We start from the raw sequence: 21,071 nt of genomic DNA, 5'->3' as shown, positions 1-21,071 counted from the left end.
AAAAGAAAATGCCGGACGTTTCTCGCGTCCGGCATTTTCAATCCCAATAAAACTCGAATTACTCGGTTTACTCTTCGGCGACCAGTTCCAGATAGGAGTCGTTCCATAGGTCTTCGTCGCCGTCAGGCATGAGCAGCACACGTTCAGGGTTCAATGCCTGCACCGCACCCTCATCGTGGGTGACGAGCACAATGGCGCCTTCATACTTGGCGATGGCCTTGAGGATCTCATCGCGTGAAGCCGGATCAAGATTGTTGGTCGGTTCGTCAAGCAGCAGCACGTTCGCACGGCTCGTCACCAATGTCGCCAACGCCAAGCGGGTCTTTTCACCACCGGAAAGCACACGGGCCGGCTTCAACGCATCATCGCCCGAAAACAGGAACGAGCCAAGAATCGAACGCGCCTGCGTATCGTTCAGTTCCGGGGCCACGTGAATGAGGTTTTCGAGTACCGTGGCGTTCAAATCAAGCGTGTCATGTTCCTGTGCAAAATAGCCGATCTTACAGCCGTGACCGTAATCCACGGAACCGGTGTCCGGCTCTTCCAAATGCGCGAGCAGACGAAGGGTGGTGGTCTTACCAGCACCGTTGTATCCCAAAATCACCACACGCGAACCCTTATCAATGGCCAAGTTCACGCCGGCGAACACGATGTTCGAACCATACGCTTTCGAAACGTCCTTCGCCATGATCGGCGTGCGACCGCACGGAGCCGGCTCCGGGAACCGAATATCCGCCACTTTCTCCTGCTTTTGTGCCTCGGATGTGTTCTCGAGAAGTTTCTCCGCACGACGCATCATGTTCTGCGCGGCCACGGCCTTGGTTGCCTTCGCATGCAAGCGGATACCCTGCTGCATGAGGCGTTCCGCCTTCTTCTCTGCCACTTCACGTTCGCGACGGCGACGTTCCTCGTCCACAGCACGCTGGTGCAGGTAGGCTTTCCAACCGAGGGAATACATGTCGATCTGGCCGAGCTGCGCGTCCAGATGCCAGACCTTGTTGACCACTTCGTCGAGCAGTTCGGTGGAGTGGGAGATGACCAGGAATCCACCCTCGTATTTCTTCAGGTAGCCGCGCAACCATTCGATGGAGTCGGCGTCCAAATGGTTGGTCGGCTCGTCGAGGATCAGCGTGTCCGCGTCGGAGAACAGGATGCGGGCCAGTTCGATACGACGACGCTGGCCGCCGGAAAGCGTGCCCAATTGCTGGCCCATGACCTCCTGCGGCAGACCGAGGCTTGCGGCCATCGCGGTCGCCTCGGATTGCGCCGCATAGCCGCCGGCCTTTTCGAAATCCTGCATGGCCTTGTCGTAACGGTTCATCGCGCGGGTCATGACGTCCGGATCCGGATCGGTCATCTCCTTTTCGGCCTTGCGGATACGACTGATGATCGATGCGATGTCTCGCGCGCTCATCATGCGGTCGAGCGCGGTCTGTTCCGGATCGGCGGCATGCGTGTCCTGTGGCAGATAGCCGAGCTTGCCCGATACACGCACTTTGCCGGCGGTGGGCAGCATGTCGCCGGTGATCACGCGGGTGAGCGTGGTCTTGCCGGCACCGTTACGTCCGACCAGACCGATCTTGTCGCCCTTGGCGACGTGGAAATTCGTGGGATGCAGCAACGTGCGCGCGCCGATCTGAATCTCAAGCTCCTGCGCTTCAATTGCCATGCCTCAACACCTCTGCACTTTCGTTACTGTCGTTCCAAACTGGCCGTGCCGCACATAACGGCCTGCCCATCGTTTTCATAAAGCCAAACGCCAATCGAACATCATACCGAACGCCCGCAACCATAAATGACCGGAACGTTCATCATGCCTCTTCCATCATGAAAAACAAGACCATAATGGGCATAGTAAGGTCAGTCATGGTGGATTTATCGACCAGGAAAGGGGCGATGATGGAGAAAGGGCTGTTCAATAAGCGTGTTTATGAGGTGGTGCGGCGCATTCCAAAGGGCAAAGTCGCCACCTATGGGCAGGTTGCGGTTTTGGCTGGAGCGCCGCGCAACGCGCGTTTCGTCGGCTATGCCCTGCATTCGAACCCTGAACCGGGCGTGATTCCGTGTCATCGTGTGGTGTTTCGAGACGGTTCGTTGGCACCCGGATTCGCGTTCGGCGGTCCGGAAAGACAGCGGCTTCTGCTCGAAGAGGAAGGCGTTGCCTTCATACTCCCGAAAGGCATGTCCGAACTCAGCGAGTCGGGCGAGATGAAAGACTCGAACGCCGGGGCTTCCGGACTGCGCGTCGATCTCGCCCGTTGCCAGTGGGACGCCTAGTCGCCTTCGATCCGCGTCAACAGCTTACGTTCGGCTTTTCCCGACGCCATCTGCCTTATCCGCCGCGGTTGGATAATGGGTGCCTGCCATAATGCGAAGAGCGATGGGGCGCAGATGGCGGAACGGCAAGGCATTCGGCAGCAGGACGCACTGGGGGGCGAAGTCGGTCGGGATGCCGGCCGCATCGTTGGCGCCGGCTCCTCGGACCATGACGCAATATCGGCTTTATCGTTGGAAAATAGCGCGACACGCCGTAATTTGCAGAGTCGGCATGCTTCATGTATATTTTCTACTCGTTGCCCACCACGGTGGAAAACACTTGCGGACATAGCTTAGTTGGTAAAGCGCAACCTTGCCAAGGTTGAGACCGCGGGTTCGAGTCCCGTTGTCCGCTCCATCAAAAAGCTTCCGAAGGGAAGCTTTTTTCATATCCCGGTAAAGACCGCGGGATTGCAGAACCAAGTATCCGGCCAACGGATCGCGCGTCCCGAATCCGAGCCGGATCCTTCTTCGCTGAAAAAACGTTTGACCACAATGTGAACGTTCTCTTGAAAAGGGACAATCCATGCGGGAGACTTGGAGCGGTTCCGCCAAACAGGCAACGATGCCGGGGAAGAGCGGAACGGACGGAGGTAAAAACAAATGAATGAGAACAGCGACATTATTTTCGTGCCGGACGATTCCGCCAGCCACGAGTGGACGGAACGGGACAGCGAACTAGTGGAGGAGTACGCGGCCCAGCTCATGAGCATGAGCATCTAGCCTGAAACTGGACGGAGGTAGGTTTCCCTCTTTCGTAAACATGGAAAAGACGTCGCATTCGTACTGTAAATGCGGCGTCTTTTTCATGTTTTCGTTTACAATGAAGACTTGCGTCAAGGCATCGGAACACGTGGAAAGGCGTATTGTTGGCTGAAATCAGACGGGAGATGGAGCGACTCCGACCCGTATACGAAACCGGTGTGCTACGGTTGCTGCTGCGCGCCAATTCCATGCTGTATGTCGCACTGTTGCGATCCACGTTCGACCCGTTGACCGGTGAACTGCCGCGCGAAATCGTAGAAGAGCGGTTCGTACGCAGCCTCAACAGGCTTATCGAAACCGGCGGCCACACGTTGAAAAACGGACAAACCGCACGCGACGCCGCACATTCGATCCTGCTTGACCTTACCCGCGAGGGGGAGAGCGACTACGCCTGGCTCGCCAATTCCATGGACGTGGCCTCGCATCGCTACCTGTACCGGCTCACCGCGCGAGCGCACCGCGCCATCGAAGCGCTCGATAGACTTGAAGACACCACGAAAGCGTTGTCCGGCGCGCAGGCCAACAGCATCATCATGGAAATCGAAAACGCGCGCATGCAGTTGACCGCTGATCCGCGTGAACGCATCCGCCTGCTGAAGAAAGACATCGAGGAACGGCAGAAGGAAATCGACGAACTGGAGCATAGCGAGGCTCTGGAGAAGCTCACGTCCGAACAGGTCGGCGACATCATCGGCGTGATTCACAACACCCTGCGTGGCGTGCCCATCGATCTGCGTGAGCTTGCCCTGTCCGAACGGGACAACGGCGACGCGCTACGCCGGCGCATGCAGGCCGGCGCTCTGAGCGTGGAAAGCATCCTCACCGCATACCATGACGAATATCGACGAGCGTTCCGCGAATCCGACAGCGGACGCCGTTTCGAAGACGCGTTCCAGGTCATCGTCACCGACGAGGGCAGGCGCGAAATCGACGATGCAGTGCGAGACATCGCCAGAAACCCGTATTTGGATGGCGAGCCGAGCGTGCTGCTCAATCAGGTGCGTTCCGAACTCAAACGCATCTACGAGGGTATCGAAGACGTGCGCCGGCAGATCCGCACGTCCGATGAGGCGGTCAGCCGTCTTGTACGCCAGCAGACGGACACCAGCTACCGGACCATGCTCGTCAAACTCAACCAGCTGTTCGCGAAGACCAGCGCCGAAGCCAAAGCCAATCCCAACGATCCGTCACGCCCCTACCATACGGGCGCGGGGCAGGCGCAGTTCCAAGCATTGCCGTCACGGCCGGCCAAGTCAATGGCGCGAGCCATATCGTCCAGTCTGAACGACGCTCCAACGGCGACCGTCGAAGCGCCCGACCTCAAGAACATGGTCGAAATATGCGGTCCGCGTCTGACACGCATGATCAGGCTTATTCGCCGCAATCCGGCGACGACATCGGACGGCATGTTCGTGGATCTTGCGGAAAGCTTCAACCGGCTGCCGAAAAACGAACGGAGGGAGAGCGAACTGGTCGGCTTCCTCAGCGCCCTGCGCACGCAGGACGACTCGTCATACGTGACATGGCACTGCGTATCGATCGACGGCAACGAACGCGTATGGCGCACCAAACCCATTCTCACCACCGAAGCAACGCTCGACGACATCATCGAGGAGAAATAAGCATGACGGACGACATCGAAACCAGCATCGAAGAAGAGACACCGACGGGAAACGAACCGTCGTTCGAAGGATCGGACAGTCCGCAGGCCATGCCCGCGCTGTTCAACGGCGATACCGGCGACATGCCCATCGAGGCGCGCATGGCAGCGATCGCGCTCAAACGCGAACGTTACATCGATGGAAGCCTGTACGACCATGCCTGCGAGCACCGCGAGGCTGTGGAACGTTCGCTCAACAACGACATGCTCAGACTGGTCGACAATACGAAATATCACATCATGTACGCGTCGCCGGTCACCGATTCGGAAACAAGCATCCGTTCGTTGAAAACACGCATGAGCCTGACCCGCGAGGAGGCCGCCACGCTTGCCGCGCTTCGCATCAAGGTGTTGGAATACGAGAACCAGAACGCCGAACCGTGCGATTGGCTCATCAGTTTCGACGACATCCGCGCGCTACTCGCCACCGGCGCGGGATTCCTCACCGCCAGCAACGACGAGGAGGGCACGGCGAGGAAGATCACGTCCATCGTCTCGCGCATGCGTACCTATGGGTATCTCGCGCCAGCCGAAGACGACGACATGTACGTTCTCACGCCCCTGGTGCCCATGGTGCTTGACAGGAATCTTGCCGACCAGTGGCTCGGATCCGGAGCCGCGGACGGGAGCGTACCCGCCGACGACAACGACATTGCCGGTACGGACGACAGGATGACGGCCGGCATGGAACAAGACGCATTCGATTTCAACATCGACGACGACCGTTTCGATGAAGAGGAGCACTGATGGCAGACGGCATGAAGATCGTTTCCGACAGGTGGATGCTGCAAAGCCGACAGATCGTCAACTGGGGCTCCTATGGAGGCTGGCATGAATTCCGCCCATCCATGGACGACATCATGCCTGTGACGCTGCTCGCCGGCGCCAGCGAATCAGGCAAATCCACTCTCGTCGACGCGCAGATCTCGCTGCTTTACCCATCCGGAACCCCCTACAATAAGGCGTCGAATTCCGGTCGTTCGGAACGTAACGACTACACCTATCTGCGTGGCATGATCGGCGTGAGCGACAGTGAGAACGGCGAAACGCCGATCTTCCTGCGTGGCAGGGATGCGGACGGCGTTCCGCAGAACATTTGGGGAGCGATCGTCGACACATACGTGAACAAAACCGACGGAGGCCTGCTTTCCTGCGGCAAATTCCTCTATCTGAGCGCCGGAGACGGGCAGGACGGCCTGCGCCGCCGGTATGTCACGTGGAATCGAACCATCGACCCACGGCTCATGGACCAGTACCGCGACACGCCATTCACCCGGTCCATGTTCGAAAAAACCTATCCGGAATGCACCACGCATGCCAACGCCGCGGCTTTCCACGCCTCCGTCTGGCAAGACATGGGATTGAGCGCCGACGCCTGCCGTCTCCTGCATAAAATCCAATCGGCGGACGCACCCTCGAAACTCGACGACATTTTCAAACAGGGCGTGCTCGACATACCGGAATCCATCCCTCTCGCCCGCGAAACCGTCAACGACTATAACCGGTTCAGCGAGAACTTCCGCAGCATGGAAGACAAAATGGCCCGCGTCGCCATCCTGCAGAACATTCAGACACGTTACGGCGAATACGCGAAGCAAATCAGCGAACGACGCGAATACGAGCTCATCAATCCTGACAGCGAGCATGGCGGCGAGACGCTGTCCGTATGGGCGTGCTCGCGCATGGCCGGCGAAGTGCGCGCGGGGCTGCCGGCCATGCAACGCAAGGTCAGGGAATCGCAGGAGGCCATCGACCGGGCGAAACAACGCGTCGGCGAGCTCAACACGCGAGTCGACGCCATTAAGGAACGCATCCGCGGCATCGACGGCGGCAGCCTGCAGCAGCTCGGCAAAGATCTGCAACGCGTGCGCCAGGACATTGACGAGGCGCGCAGGCAACGACATGCCATAGCCGAACGATTCGGACAGGTCGAATACAGGCTTCCCGATAGCGAGCAGGCATGGGACGCCAAACGCGCCATACTTGCCAAAACGTTCGACACGTATGAGGAACGACTGCGGGATGCGAACGTCAAATTCCGACAATTGGTGGGGGAGCGTCACGACCGGCAGCGCGACCGTGACATCCTACGACGGGACTACCAGCGCAAGCTCGCGCACAAAACACGCATCAGCGACGATATGGACGACGCGCGCACGCTCATCATGCGGGCGACCGGACTGGACGCGTCTGAACTGCCGTATGTGGCCGAACTGATGGACGTGAACGAACAGAATGAACAGTGGCGCTTGGCAATGAACGTCGCCTACGCGCCCATCGCGCAAACCATTCTCGTCGACAAACGCCACGAACAAGGATTCGCGGCGAAGATCAGCGCCATCGACCCGAACCTCATGACGCGCCGCACCTGGCGGTTCGTCGATACCGGCATGCGATACGATTCCTCCAGCAGTGAGGGCTGGATGTCGTCGAAACTGCAGTATCGGGAGGATTCGCCGTTCGTCGGATGGCTGAAAACGCAGACGACGTCACCGCACTTCGACGCGCGTTGCGTTCATGCCATCGACGATTCGAACCGCATTGAACGACAGGTGCAGGCCGATGGTCAGATCAAATCCGGCGACCGTGGATTCCACGGCAGCAAAGGACTGCACCAAGTCATCGGCTTCATGAACGAACAATACTTGGCCGAACTGAAAAACCAGCTCGACAAGGCCGAACGGGCGTTGAACGACGCCGACCGTCAAATCGAACAAATGTCCAACGCCATCAGCCTGCTGCAAGACGAGCATGAGCTCGCACGAATCATAGCCGACATGCCATGGAACAAAATCGACGTGGACGGACTGCAGGAACAGGAAACACGAATCCGCAAGCAGATCGAACGCATCGAAGGCAACCCGGAACTCGGCCAACTACAAGCCGAACTGAAACAGCTCAGCCAACAAGCCACCGCCGAAAACAAAAACCAGTATCAAGCCGAAAACGACCTTGACAACGCCCAACACGCCGTCCAAGCCGAACAATCATGGCTCGACGCCCATGGCAACACCGATTTCGATGACTCCACACTATCCAGCATGGTGTCGAACCTACTCGCCGACGCATACGACAGCTGCTTCGGCGCATCCGTGCACGCGCAAGACCGGCCGAAACTCATCGCAGGCCTCTTCGACCATGAAAACGAAACACCATTCCACACGCGCGTGCTACGCAACATATCACGCATCGCACGCACTCGAATCCAAGAAATCAACGCCAGAGCCAACCAACTGCGCGCTGACACGGAACGCATCATGGACGACTACCTCAAAAACCACTCCACAGACGACAACACCGTCATGGCAAGCGTGGAAGACTACCGATACTTCCTCGACGAACTCAACGAACTCAACATGCTCGTCACCCGCGCAGCAACCGACGAAGAATACGCCAACAGCGTCAAAAAACTCTACATGAGCTTCCAACAGCTCAACCGCGCGCTACGCACCGACGAAGAAAACATCAAAGAACAGCTCAACCGCATCAACAGCATGCTCAAAGAGCAACAATTCGGCCCACGAGGCGGCAGACTATCACTCGACGTGACCTTCAGCCCCACCGACCGCCAATTCGAAACCTCCCTCAGCCGCATCCTGTCAAAACTCGAAGACTGGACACGCAACGCAACCAACAACCCCACAGAAACACGCAAAGCATTCAACAACTGCGAAACATTCATCAACGGACTGAACAACGAACTCGAAAAAATACACGACGCCAACGGCATCAAAGAATACGGCGCACGCAACCTCGACCCACGCGTACGCAGCTCATTCTACGCAATCGTGCACCACAACAACGCCCCCGACGAACGCATCAGCTCCACCGGAGGAAAATCCGGCGGAGCCCTGCAAGAACTCACCTCATTCGTCTACGGTGCAGCCCTCATCTACCTACTCGGCGGAGACCTCACCGCACACCCCACCTACACCACGCTCTTCCTCGACGAAGCACTCATCAAAGCCGACGGCCGCTACACCAAACGCGCGCTCACCGTACTGCCACGACTCGGCTTCCAAATCATCGTCTCCGCCCCGGAAAGCAAAACCGCGGAAATCCTCAACGTCTCCAACAGAGCATACGTGGCATACAAGGACCCAACCACCGGCAACTCATACCTGCAGGAACTCGACAGCGCGACCATCGCGCAAAACGAAACGCAACCCACCACCAATGAAAAACAACACACCACAAATAGAACACCCGTTCGAAATCACAATAAAAAATAAGGTATCCTAAACAACCAGAACCCAAAACACCCACAGCGGAGGCAAGCCGTGACAACCAAACACAACAACACAACAAACGGCGAAACCATAATCGAACGCATACTCACCAGCGACGCATTCCTCACAAAAGAAATCAAAAAGGCCCCCCTCAAACAAAAAAACGGATCACTCACAGCCGACCTCAAACACCTACCCAACGACCTCAAAATCATCATCCAGGGCGCTCGTGAGCATAATCTGAAGAACGTGGACCTTGAGTTTCCACGCAATCGCATGGTGGTGTTCACAGGGTTGTCTGGTTCCGGCAAATCCTCGCTTGCGTTCGACACGCTGTTCGCCGAAGGCCAACGCAGGTATGTGGAGTCGCTGTCGGCGTACGCGAGGCAGTTCCTGGGGCAGATGGACAAGCCGGATGTCGATTTCATCGAAGGCTTGAGCCCGGCCGTGTCGATTGATCAGAAGACCACGAATCGTAATCCGCGTTCGACGGTCGGTACGATTACGGAGATTTACGATTACCTGCGACTGCTGTTCGCGCGTACGGGCGTTCCACATTGCCCGGAATGCGGCGCGTTGGTAAGTGCGCAGACGCCACAGCAAATGGTGGATGCGCTGCTGCAGTATCCGGAACGTACACGATTCCAGATACTCGCGCCGGTCGTTCGCGGGCGTAAAGGAGAGTTCGAGGACTTACTTGATCTGTTACGAGGCGACGGCTACGCGCGTGTGCTGATCGACGGCGAGAAGAAGCAGCTGTCTGACGATATCAAACTTGCCAAGCAGAAGAAGCACACCATCGAAGTGGTGGTGGACCGACTGGTGGTCAAAGACGGCATTCGTCAGCGTTTGACCGATTCCATTGAAACCGCGTTGAGACTCGCCAAGGGTATCGTTGTAGCTGATTTTGTGGATTTGGATGAGAAGGATCCCGGCCGCCGCAAGCCGTTTTCCGAGAAACGAGCATGTCCGAACGGCCATCAGCTTGAGCTTGACGAGATCGAGCCTCGTACATTCTCATTCAATGCGCCGTACGGCGCCTGCCCCGTGTGTACCGGCATCGGATACAAGCTGGAGATTGATCCGGAACTGGTGATTCCCGATCCCAGCAAAACCCTGAATGAGAATGCCATCGAACCGTGGGGCATGACCAAGGGCACTGGCGAATATTACCGTCATGTGCTTGAGGGGCTCGGCGATGAGATGGGATTCGATCTTGACACTCCTTGGAAAGATCTTCCGGAGGAGGCTCGTCAGGCCATCATGTATGGGCGCGATTTCAAGGTTCAAGTCTCATATCGTAATCGTTGGGGTCGCATGCGCGAATACTCCACCGGTTTTGAAGGTGTAGTGCGCACACTGATGCGCAGGCACGACGAGACCGATTCCGACCAGATGAAACAGTACTACGAATCGTACATGCGCGAAGTGCCATGCCAGGCATGCCAGGGACGTAGACTTCGCCCTGAGGTATTGGCAGTGACCGTTGGCGGCGAGTCCATCGCCGACGTGTGTGACATGTCCGCCGAGAAAAGCCTCGTATGGGCGAATGGCTTGCAACTTGAAGGATCGGCCGCTCAAATCGCAGGCGAAGTTCTGAAGGAGATTCGTGCCCGCCTTGGATTTCTCAACGACGTCGGACTCAACTACCTGACGTTGTCCCGTGCGGCCAAGACCTTGTCTGGCGGCGAGGCACAGCGTATCCGTTTGGCGACGCAGATCGGTTCCGGACTGGTGGGCGTGATGTATGTACTTGACGAACCGTCCATCGGCTTGCATCAGCGAGACAACGAACGCCTGATCACCACGTTGCATCACCTACGCGATCTCGGCAATACGCTGATTGTCGTGGAGCATGATGAGGACACCATCAAGAATGCCGACTGGGTCATCGACATCGGACCGGGAGCTGGCGAGCATGGTGGCGAGGTCATCTATTCTGGCCCCGCAAAAAAACTCATTGACGCTCCACGCTCGGTTACAGGAGACTATATCGCTGGTCGTAGAAAGATCGAAGTGCCACAGTCCCGACGCAAAGTACGCAAAACCAAACAACTGCGCGTGGTCGGAGCCCGTGAAAACAATCTGAAGGATCTGACGGTTAATTTCCCACTGGGAGTCTTCACCTGCGTGACGGGTGTTTCCGGTTCCGGCAAGTCCACTTTGGTCAATCAGATTCTGTATCCGGTGCTTGCCGACAAACTTAACGGCGCACGCATCGTGCCCGGCAAGCATACCCGGGTGGAAGGCGTGGACCAGTGCGACAAAGTGATCCACGTCGATCAGAACCCGATTGGGCGTACCCCTCGTTCCAATCCGGCCACCTATACCGGAGTATGGGACAAAATCCGCACGTTGTTTGCTAAGACTCCCGAAGCTCAGGTACGTGGATATGGTCCAGGACGTTTTTCGTTCAATGTCAAGGGCGGACGGTGCGAAGCCTGCCACGGCGACGGCACGCTGAAAATCGAAATGAACTTCCTGCCGGACGTGTACGTGGACTGCGAGGAATGCCATGGCAAACGTTACAATCGCGAAACGCTGGAAGTGAAATACAACGGCAAATCCGTTGCCGATGTGCTTGACATGCCAATCGAAGAGGCTGCCCAGTTCTTCAAGGCCTATCCTTCCATTTCTCGCTATCTCGACACGCTCGTTCAGGTGGGCCTGGGATATATTCGACTCGGACAGCCAGCTCCAACGCTTTCCGGAGGCGAATCGCAGCGAGTGAAACTTGCCACGGAATTGCAACGAAGGTCTACGGGTAAAACCGTATATATTCTTGATGAACCTACCACAGGCTTACATTTTGAAGATGTGCGCAAACTACTGCTTGTCCTGCAGGGATTGGTAGACAAAGGCAATACCGTCATCGTTATTGAACACAATCTCGATGTGGTCAAATCGGCTGACTGGCTTATTGATCTTGGCCCAGAGGGCGGAGATGGAGGCGGCACTATCGTTACTGAAGGCACGCCGGAACAGGTGGCGCAGTGCGAGCGGTCCTGGACCGGCAAATTCCTTAAGGACATGCTGTGAGCACACCCATTGAACGTCACAGTCCGGAAGTTTGGCGCAAAACCGCCGAGCAGATGAACGTTGACAGCAGCGATACCGTAAGGAGTGCCCTTTCTGACGGAAATGCGCCTTCCTGCGGAAGAGTTAACAAGAATGGCGCGCCTCTGCTGGGGGATTCGCGCGACCTGTTTCGTCCGAAAACATCCGATATTCCGGCACAGCCGGGCGTCTATAAGTGGCGAGACGGCGAAGGCAGGGTCATTTATGTGGGCAAGGCCAAAAACCTGCGCAATCGTTTGACCAACTACTTCCAGCCGTTGTATCAGCTGCATCCGCGTACCCAGACCATGGTGCTTACGGCACGCAGCCTGGAATGGACGGTCGTAGGTACCGAACTTGAGTCATTGACATTGGAATACACGTGGATCAAAGAGTTTGATCCACGATTCAACGTCGTGTTCCGAGACGACAAAACCTACCCGTATTTGGCGATTTCATCCTCAGAGCGCGTGCCGAGGGTGTGGGTGACCAGAAGCCGCAAACGTCGTGATACCAGATATTTCGGCCCCTATGCCAAGGTATGGGATTTGCGGCATAGTCTTGATCGTCTGCTGAAAACCTTCCCCGTGCGCACCTGTTCGCAAAACGTCTATCACAAGGCGGAAGTTACCCGGCGCCCATGCCTGTTGGCTTCGATCGGCAAGTGTTCGGCACCTTGTGTCGGGCGCATCAATGCAGCGGAACACCGGAAAATGTGCGAGCAGCTCGTCGGCGTGCTGACCGGTCGCATCGGCAAATCGTATATCGCACAGCTCACTCGCGAAATGAAAGAAGCAAGTGCTGAACTTGAGTTTGAAAAGGCAGCACGATTGCGTGATCAAATCCAAATGCTGTCCACGGTGGTCGAGCAGAATGCCGTAGTGTTCGATTCCGATGTCGATGCCGACTTTTTCGGCGTCGAATCGGATGAGCTGGAAGCATCCGTGCATGCGTTTTACGTGCGTGCCGGTTCCATTCGCGGAGAACGCAATTGGAGCGTGGAACGGGTTGAGGATGTGACAGACGAGGAGCTGATCGCCGACCTCATCGTACAAGTGTATTCGGAAACCGCGGGGGATACATCCAATGCCCCCCAGTCAACTGTCGTCACCGAACAACGTAATGCCATCGGATCAACGCAAACCGTGACTGCGACCGATGCTTTGGCGCGCGCACAGGCAACACGAGAACGCAATGAACGTCAGGGGCAGACTGGTCGTGCGGATTTGCTCGCTCCTATCTCTCCGGTGCCGCGTGAGGTGATCGTTCCCATCGAGCCAGCCCGGCGTGAGGAGTTGGAATCGTGGCTCAGCGGACTGCGCGGCGGTGCCGTGAGCATTCGCGTGGTCAGCAGGGGAGACAAAAAGCAACTCCTGGACCGTGCCAACGACAATGCCAAGCAGTCGATGCAGCGCAGCAAAATGAGCCGTATCAGCGATATGGGTGCCCGCACTACGGCCATGAATGATGTCGCCAAGGCGCTTGGGCTTGAACAGGCGCCGTTACGTATCGAATGCTACGACATTTCCAATACCGTTGGTGGCGCGTTCCAGGTCGCTTCCATGGTAGTGTTCGAGGATGCGATCGCCAAGAAGTCGGAATATCGTCGTTTCGCCATTCGCGGCGCGGACGGGCAAGGCGCGCTTGACGATTTGAGCGCATTGTATGAGACGCTGACACGTCGATTCCGGCATGGCAATATCGCAGGCGATTCCGGCGAAAGCATGGACAACGAACGACGAGCATCCGAACAGGGCGAGGAGCCGTCGGTGCAGCAGAACGTCAACCGTCATCATTTCGCCTATAAGCCGAATCTCGTGGTAGTTGACGGTGGCAAACCGCAGGTCATGGCGGCAGCGAAAGCACTTGAGGATTGCGGCGTGGATGATGTGGCCGTCTGTGGATTGGCGAAACGTTTGGAAGAGGTATGGGTTCCGGACGACGATTATCCAATCATCCTCAAACGTCAGTCCGAAGGCATGTATCTGCTGCAACGTGTTCGTGACGAGTCGCATCGTTTCGCCATTACCTACCATCGCCAGACACGAAGGAAAGGTGCATTGCGTTCCGCATTGGACGATATTCCCGGCGTCGGAGAGGCGTATCAGAAGCGTCTGCTGAACCATTTTGGTTCGGTTCGTGCCATGCGAGAGGCGAATGTCGAGGATTTCGAGCAGGTCAAAGGCGTTGGGAAAGCCAAAGCCGAAGCCATTTATCAGGCGTTGCACGCCCATGACGGGCAGCGACCGACGGAAGATGCAGTTTCGTCGAATAGCCCGAAGGATGGAATGGATTAGGATTGAGTAGCGGAAAAAAGATAATCGAATTGCTAGCATGATGACGGTGAGTATTAAGGGAGGGAATATGACTGAGGTCAATCATCGGTGCGCGGTTTTGGGTAAGCCGATCGCGCATTCGTTGTCTCCAGTGCTGCACAATGCCGCTTATCAGGCGTTAGGACTTGATGATTGGGCGTACGACAAGCATGAAGTAGGAGAGCCCGATCTTGAAGGTTTTCTCGAATCGCTTGACCCGACTTGGGCTGGTCTCAGTCTGACCATGCCATTGAAGAAAACAATCCAACCGTATGGTACGCCCTGCAATATGTGGGCGAAGGAACTTATGGTAGTCAACACCGCGGTGTTCGATTGGAACGGGACTTGCGTCAACGGCAATCCGAATCTTCCCGCCATCAAGCTGTATAACACGGATGTGCGAGGCATCGAGCTCGCTTTCGAACACTCGTATCAGGCGCGCAGGACGAAACCGAAGACGGACCGTTCGGGAACGGCCGTAATCATCGGCAACGGCAACACGGCGACGTCAGCGTTGGCCGCGTGCGTTGAATCCCCCGCAATCGGATATGTCATCGTCGTAGCTCGCCATCCCGAAAAGAATACCGCTCTCAAACCTCTTGCCGAACGATATTTGCCGTCGGAACGCCCGATAACCATTGTCGGAATGGATCATGCTGTTGAGGCGTTACGCCATGCAGATATGGCGGTAAACACCATCCCTGGTCTGGCTGCGGACAGTATCGCCGAAGCTTTGGAAACGTCAAATGCGAACATGGGTGGAACATTGCTTGATGTCGTGTACGATCCACGTCCTACCAAACTGATGCAAGCTTGGCGTCAAAGGGGAGGAACCGCCATCGGCGGCGAGGAAATGCTATTGTACCAAGCAATGGTGCAGGTTTGCCTGATGACGGGAATCTGGAATAATGATCCGCCGAGTGGCATGATTAATCAGGACCGCACCGCGCGGTTGGAACAAGCCATGCGCATCGCACTTGAGGAGGCTCTGTGATGACACAGGAAGATATCGACGCACAAGCGAATGGCACGCATGCCAGCGCTCCTTCGCCTGCCGAAGGTTTTGAAGTATTGCTAATCACCGGCATGAGTGGTGCGGGGCGATCACATGCGGCCAACAGTATTGAGGATATGGGCTGGTATGTGGTCGATAACATGCCTCCCAAACTGTTGGTGCCGCTGGTCGACATGATGATGACCACCGGATCCAACATCCATAAGCTTGCGGCAGTCGTGGATGTGCGTTCCCGCGATTATTTCGCCGATCTGTCCGCAGTGCTCAGCCATTTGGATGATCTTGGTGTGAAAACACGCATCCTGTTCCTCGACGCCAGCAACGAGGTGTTGATCAAACGATACGAATCCGTACGCAGGCCGCATCCGTTGCAACAGGGCAACCGGCTGATCGACGGCATTCTCGAGGAGCGTGACCTTCTTGAGAATCTCAAGGAGCGTGCGGACATCGTCATTGACACGTCGTCGTTGAGCATCCATCAGCTGTCCACGAAACTATATGAGGCCATGCTTGGATCTGGGCCGACCACGGTTTCCGTACACATCTTCAGTTTCGGTTTCAAATATGGTATTCCCATCGACGCCGATTTTGTCGCCGACGTGAGATTCCTGCCGAACCCATTCTGGGTTCCGGAGTTGCGTTCGCTCACCGGACGAGACAAGGCAGTCAGCGATTACGTGCTTTCCAGCGAAGGTGCCGCCGATTTCCTTGACGCATACGAAAAAGCGATTGCGATTGCGATCGAAGGGTATGCGCAGGAAGACAAGCATTATGTGACGATTGCAATCGGTTGCACCGGAGGACAGCATCGTTCCGTTGCGATGAGCGAGGCCTTGGCCAAGCGACTGCGTGCGAGGGGGCTATCGGTTTCCGTTTCCGCACGTGAGCTTGATAAGCGGTCAGCGGAAAAATGATCGTATTATGAGAAAATAGTGTCCATATATAAAGAAATCAAGCTGTGATTGTCCAAGATATTCGGTATCACAGTAAGCCGTGGCGGTGCGGAGTGATTCCGCGACTCGCCTGAAATTTAGGGAAGAACAGCAAGGTAGGAGGTTGGCTCTTGGCTCTTCTGGATGACGTCAAAAGCGAGCTGTCCGCAATCGACAATGAATTGCCAATCGCCAAAAAGGCACAGGCTACGGCAATGATTCGGTTCGGCAATGGTTTGCACTCGGTGGATCACCACATTCTTGTGCAGGTGCAGCTCGACTCCCAAGATGCGGCCACTTGGCTGCAAGACACCATCAAGAACCTGTATGGCCACGAAGCCACGCTCACTCCTGTCTCTAGGCAAACGCCGACCGGTACGGTGCAGCGTTATGTGATCCGCGTGCCGAAGGGCAGTGCGGCACTTGTGCTGCAGACCGGTCTATACAGTCGCTACACGAAGAACATGGTGCTTGGCCTGCCGAGCGATATCGTCAACGGCAAGATCGCGCAGATCAAAGCTGCATGGCGTGGCGCGTTCCTTGCGAACGGCCGCCTGTCCGACCCGGGCAAGGCCAGCTATCTCGAGATCGTATGCCCGAACCATGAGGCCGCTCTGGCGCTGGTTTCCACTGCACGACGCTTGGGCATCACCGCCAAGCCACGTAAGCTGCGCAGCTCCGAGCGCGTGACCCTGCGTGACCCTGATGCCATCGAACGCATGCTCATCCTTATGGGTGCCCCGCGTTCAGCACGCGAATGGACTGGAAAGCGTTCCGACGGCGAAGCGCGAGGCAAGGCGAACCGTTTGGCCAACTTCGATGACGCCAACATGCGCCGCAGCGCCAAGGCGGCCGCGGAAGCATGTGATAAGGTGCATCAGGCATTTGAAATCCTCGGCGACGATATTCCCGATAACCTCAAGTCTGCGGGCCAGCTCCGTCTCGATCATGCGGATGCGTCGTTGGAACAGCTGGGACGTTTGGCCGATCCTCCGATTACCAAGGATGCCATCGCCGGTCGCATTCGCCGACTGCTGCAGCTCGCCGAAAAAACCGAGAAGGCGCGCCGACAGTCGGTCTGATTGAGTTTTTGCACGAAACACCATGCCTGTTTTCGAACAGCATGGTGTTTTTGTTCGTTTGAGCTTGTATTATTCGTAAATGGCAATATGGCCATTCCACGCTTACAAGCGGCTAGGAAAGGATATACATGAAGACACTCAAGGATCTTGGAGATCTCAAGGGCAAGCGCGTTCTCGTTCGCGCTGATTTCAACGTTCCGCTGGACGGCACCACGATTACCGATGACGGTCGCATCAAGGCCGCTCTGCCGACCATCAAGGCTCTGCGCGAAGAAGGCGCAAAGGTCATTCTGATGGCCCACCTCGGCCGCCCGAAGGGCAAGGTCGTTCCGGAACTGTCCCTCGCTCCGGTCGCCGCTCGTCTTGGCGAGCTGCTCGGTATTGAGGTTCCGCTGGCTGAAGACACCTACGGCGAAGACGCTCAGGCCAAGGTCGCCGCAATGAACGATGGCGATGTCGTGCTGCTGCAGAACGTGCGCTACAACCCGGAAGAAACCAGCAAGGATCCGGAGGAGCGTTCCGCTTACGCCAAGAAGATCGCAGCTCTCGGTGAAGCGTTCGTGTCCGACGGTTTCGGCGTCGTTCACCGTGCGCAGGGCTCCAACTACGACGTTGCAGCTGATCTGCCGGCAGCCGCCGGCCTGCTGGTCGAGAAGGAAGTCAAGGCTCTGTCCCGCGCCACCGTCGAGCCGGAGCGTCCGCTGACCGTCGTGCTTGGCGGTTCCAAGGTTTCCGACAAGCTCGGCGTGATCGAGAACCTGCTTGACAAGGCCAACCGTCTGGTCATCGGCGGTGGTATGGTCTACACCTTCCTCAAGGCTAAGGGCCTCGAGGTCGGCACTTCCCTGCTGGAAGAGGATCAGGTCGAAACAGTCAAGGGCTACATCGATCGTGCCGAGCAGAACGGCGTTGAGCTCGTACTGCCGACCGACATCGTGGTGAACCCGGTTTTCCCGAAGTCCGATGAGGACATCGCTCCGGAAGTCGTGGCAGCCGATGCCATTCCGGCCGACAAGATGGGTCTGGACATCGGTCCGGATTCCCAGAAGCTCTTCCACGACAAGATTGTGGATTCCAAGACCGTCGTGTGGAACGGCCCGATGGGCGTGTTCGAGGTTCCGGCATTCGCAGCCGGTACCAAGGCCGTGGCTCAGGGCTTGGTCGACGCAACCGCAGCTGGCGCGTTCACCATTGTCGGTGGCGGTGACTCCGCTTCCGCAGTGCGCAACCTCGGCTTCCCGGAGGATGGCTTCTCGCACATCTCTACCGGTGGCGGCGCTTCCCTCGAGTTCCTTGAGGGCAAGGAACTGCCGGGCCTGAAGGTGCTCGACTAATTGCTTAATAACGCATAATCTGGAGGTGCTCCCTTATCGACAAAGGTGGGGGAGCACCTCTTGTTTTCACTAAACCGAAATTACGGCGTACTAACACTGAATGAAATAAGAACGGAGACGGGCAAACACATGGCATCGCAACGAATTCCACTGGTCGCCGGCAATTGGAAGATGAACTTCGATCATCTTGAAGCCACCTATTTCGTTCAACAGCTCGCATGGAAACTTCGTGACATCCATTTTGACTACCGCCATTGTGAAATCGCATTGATGCCGTCCTTCACATCGTTGCGCAGCGTGCAGGTGTTGGTCGAATCTGACAATTTGAAGGTTCGCTACGGCGCACAGGCTGTTTCCGTAACATCGCAGGGCGCGTTCACCGGAGATGTGTCTGCCGATATGATCGCTCACCTTGGCTGTTCGTATGTAATTGTCGGCCATTCTGAACGCCGTAAATACCATCCGGAAGATGACGCGAACATCGTGGACCAGGTACGCGCTGTTTTGGCGGCCGGCATGCAACCGATTCTTTGCGTTGGCGAAAGCTATGAGGAACGTCGCAAAGGCATTGAGCTTGATTTCGCCGTGGGGCAGGTGCATGACGTCACGCGCGATCTTTCCGACGAGGAAGCATCGCGTCTGATAGTAGCGTATGAGCCGGTATGGGCCATCGGCACCGGAATGGTGGCCACTCCACAATCCGCTCAGGACGCGGCCAAAGCGATTCGGGATGATCTGTCTGCGACTTTCGGAATACATGTGGGAGAGGCTGTGCGCATTCTGTATGGAGGCTCCGTATCTTCAAAGAATGCCGAAGAATTGATTGGCGAGCCCGATGTGGACGGATTCCTTATCGGCGGCGCCGCGCTGAATGTGGATGAGCTCACCAGAATCTGCCAGCTCACCATGAATGCGACGGTATGATGTTCGCGGAATAATGTTTTTATCGAGTTGATCTTTCAAGGTACGGTCATTATTCGATTTTCTCAATACCTTGCGCTATTGTTAACGACAGTGTTTACGAACTGGAGGTTCACTCGTGTCCGCTATGGCCATCGTCAAGCTTGTGCTGCAGATTATTCTTGTTATTTTCAGCCTCTTGCTCACCCTGTTGATTCTTATGCACAAGGGTAAGGGTGGCGGTCTGTCCGATATGTTCGGCGGCGGCCTCACCCAGAATGCGGGTTCCTCTGGCGTCGCCGAAAAGAACCTGAATCGTTGGACTGTCATCATCGCAATACTGTGGGTCGCCATCATTATCGCCCTCGGTCTGATGACGAAATTCAACCTCATCTGATTGGCTTTTTGCTTCGGCCCATGACTGTAATCCAGCCATGGGCCGAAGTGTTTCTATCGTAGTATTGGCTGCAACATACGAGCGAAGGATTGATTTGACGTCTTTGAAAATCGAGAAAACCCAAGAAACCACGATGGTTGTCGCGGATTTGGACGGTACCTTGCTGCATGATGGTGAAACATTCGAGGAACGTTTTCTCACACAACGTTCCATCGATGTGATTAACCGCATGCACGATAATGGCGTGACTTTCGCTGTGGAAACGGCACGTCCGGTCAGCACAGGCTTTTCGTTCGTGGAAAAACTGCCGGTTGATGCCGTCGCCTATCTCAATGGAGCATTGATCGATTTCAATCCATCCTCATCAAATTATGAAATGCTTACTTCGCCGATACTGCCGGAAGATGGCCATCTTAAGAAAATCGGGTTCTCCTCACAGCGAGCATGCGAAGTCTGCAAGAATCTGTTGACCGAACTGCCCGGCATGGAAGTCGGCATTGTCATGGATGATGTGAGATACACCAATTTCGACGTTACGAAATACTGGAAAACACAGACTTGGCGATACACTGACTTCGACGATGTTCCTGAAGGTATTGCCGATAAGCTCATTATCTTCCCTAACGATGAGCAGTGGAATCAGGTCGGTTCTCTTGTGCCCAGCGACTTTGATGTTCACATCTCTGAGGGATCGCTGTGGATGTTAATGAATCCTCAAGCCAACAAGGAACATGCATTGGATCTGCTTGCAGAGCATTTTGAGACGCCAATAAGCAAAACCGTCTCATTCGGCGATGATTTGGTCGACATTGCCATGCTATGTAAATCCGGCAGGGGAGTGGCGGTAGCGAACGCCAATCCGGATGTGTTGAACATCGCAGATGAAATCTGCCCATCCAACAACGATGACGGTGTGGCACAGTGGATTGAAGATAATCTATTGTGACGTCTCGTAATGTTCAAGAGTTACATGAGTTGAACTTCATGAATTGAACTTTTGTTGCAAAGGGATGCGAAATAGTTACATTTCGATATTGAACTTCCGTGATTTCAATAGGTGGCTTGTGCT

The 21,071-nt window shown here is 56.0% G+C and carries 14 protein-coding genes and 1 tRNA gene; 14 read left to right on the top strand and 1 reads right to left on the bottom strand.

Annotation, left to right across the window (positions count from 1 at the left end; all coding sequences use genetic code 11):
• Positions 1-67: 67 nt before the first annotated feature.
• Entirely contained in the window at positions 68-1,669 is a 1,602-nt protein-coding gene (locus NBH13_RS01005) for an ABC-F family ATP-binding cassette domain-containing protein (protein ID WP_099571835.1), read from the bottom strand.
• A gap of 230 nt (positions 1,670-1,899) precedes the next feature.
• Between NBH13_RS01005 and NBH13_RS01000 the strand changes: the two genes are divergently transcribed.
• From NBH13_RS01000 to NBH13_RS00935, 14 genes are all read left to right on the top strand, one after another.
• Positions 1,900-2,277: an MGMT family protein gene (locus NBH13_RS01000; RefSeq protein ID WP_144164086.1), complete on the top strand. Its 378-nt coding sequence runs from the start codon at positions 1,900-1,902 to the stop codon at positions 2,275-2,277.
• 321 nt (positions 2,278-2,598) lie between these two features.
• Positions 2,599-2,674 (top strand) — tRNA-Gly (locus NBH13_RS00995).
• 532 nt (positions 2,675-3,206) lie between these two features.
• Positions 3,207-4,703 (top strand): DUF3375 domain-containing protein, encoded by a 1,497-nt coding sequence (locus tag NBH13_RS00990; protein ID WP_144171419.1) that lies wholly within the window; start codon positions 3,207-3,209, stop codon positions 4,701-4,703.
• 89 nt (positions 4,704-4,792) lie between these two features.
• Complete coding sequence (locus tag NBH13_RS00985; RefSeq protein ID WP_410050764.1) at positions 4,793-5,488, top strand: DUF4194 domain-containing protein; 696 nt, start codon at positions 4,793-4,795, stop codon at positions 5,486-5,488.
• Positions 5,488-8,973, top strand: a complete 3,486-nt coding sequence (locus tag NBH13_RS00980; protein ID WP_144171414.1) for an ATP-binding protein — start codon at positions 5,488-5,490, stop codon at positions 8,971-8,973. Before NBH13_RS00985 ends, NBH13_RS00980 begins: the two co-directional genes overlap by 1 nt.
• Positions 8,974-9,021: 48 nt before the next feature.
• Positions 9,022-12,009, top strand: a complete 2,988-nt coding sequence (gene uvrA, locus NBH13_RS00975; RefSeq protein WP_186291080.1) for an excinuclease ABC subunit UvrA — start codon at positions 9,022-9,024, stop codon at positions 12,007-12,009.
• Complete coding sequence (gene uvrC, locus NBH13_RS00970; protein ID WP_144164066.1) at positions 12,006-14,324, top strand: excinuclease ABC subunit UvrC; 2,319 nt, start codon at positions 12,006-12,008, stop codon at positions 14,322-14,324. Before uvrA ends, uvrC begins: the two co-directional genes overlap by 4 nt.
• Before the next feature lie 67 nt (positions 14,325-14,391).
• A complete protein-coding gene (locus tag NBH13_RS00965) occupies positions 14,392-15,336 on the top strand; it encodes a shikimate dehydrogenase family protein (RefSeq protein WP_250778526.1) in 945 nt (314 codons plus the stop codon).
• Entirely contained in the window at positions 15,336-16,271 is a 936-nt protein-coding gene (gene rapZ, locus NBH13_RS00960; RefSeq protein WP_099595598.1) for an RNase adapter RapZ, read from the top strand. The genes NBH13_RS00965 and rapZ overlap by 1 nt, the downstream gene beginning before the upstream one ends.
• Before the next feature lie 149 nt (positions 16,272-16,420).
• Complete coding sequence (gene whiA, locus NBH13_RS00955; RefSeq protein WP_099571842.1) at positions 16,421-17,371, top strand: DNA-binding protein WhiA; 951 nt, start codon at positions 16,421-16,423, stop codon at positions 17,369-17,371.
• A 128-nt stretch (positions 17,372-17,499) separates the two neighbouring features.
• Positions 17,500-18,705 (top strand): phosphoglycerate kinase, encoded by a 1,206-nt coding sequence (locus tag NBH13_RS00950; protein ID WP_099571843.1) that lies wholly within the window; start codon positions 17,500-17,502, stop codon positions 18,703-18,705.
• A 129-nt stretch (positions 18,706-18,834) separates the two neighbouring features.
• A complete protein-coding gene (gene tpiA / locus NBH13_RS00945; protein WP_099595599.1) occupies positions 18,835-19,629 on the top strand; it encodes a triose-phosphate isomerase in 795 nt (264 codons plus the stop codon).
• Positions 19,630-19,753: 124 nt separating this feature from the next.
• Positions 19,754-20,002, top strand: a complete 249-nt coding sequence (secG, locus tag NBH13_RS00940) for a preprotein translocase subunit SecG (RefSeq protein ID WP_099571845.1) — start codon at positions 19,754-19,756, stop codon at positions 20,000-20,002.
• 133 nt (positions 20,003-20,135) lie between these two features.
• Positions 20,136-20,948 (top strand): HAD family hydrolase, encoded by an 813-nt coding sequence (locus NBH13_RS00935; RefSeq protein WP_099595600.1) that lies wholly within the window; start codon positions 20,136-20,138, stop codon positions 20,946-20,948.
• Positions 20,949-21,071 lie beyond the last annotated feature (123 nt).

It is taken from the genome of Bifidobacterium intestinale, assembly GCF_023656765.1.
In the GTDB taxonomy this organism is placed as follows: domain Bacteria; phylum Actinomycetota; class Actinomycetes; order Actinomycetales; family Bifidobacteriaceae; genus Bifidobacterium; species Bifidobacterium hominis.
Note: the sequence above shows the minus strand (reverse complement) of the source record. Positions and strands in the feature narration are given on the sequence as shown.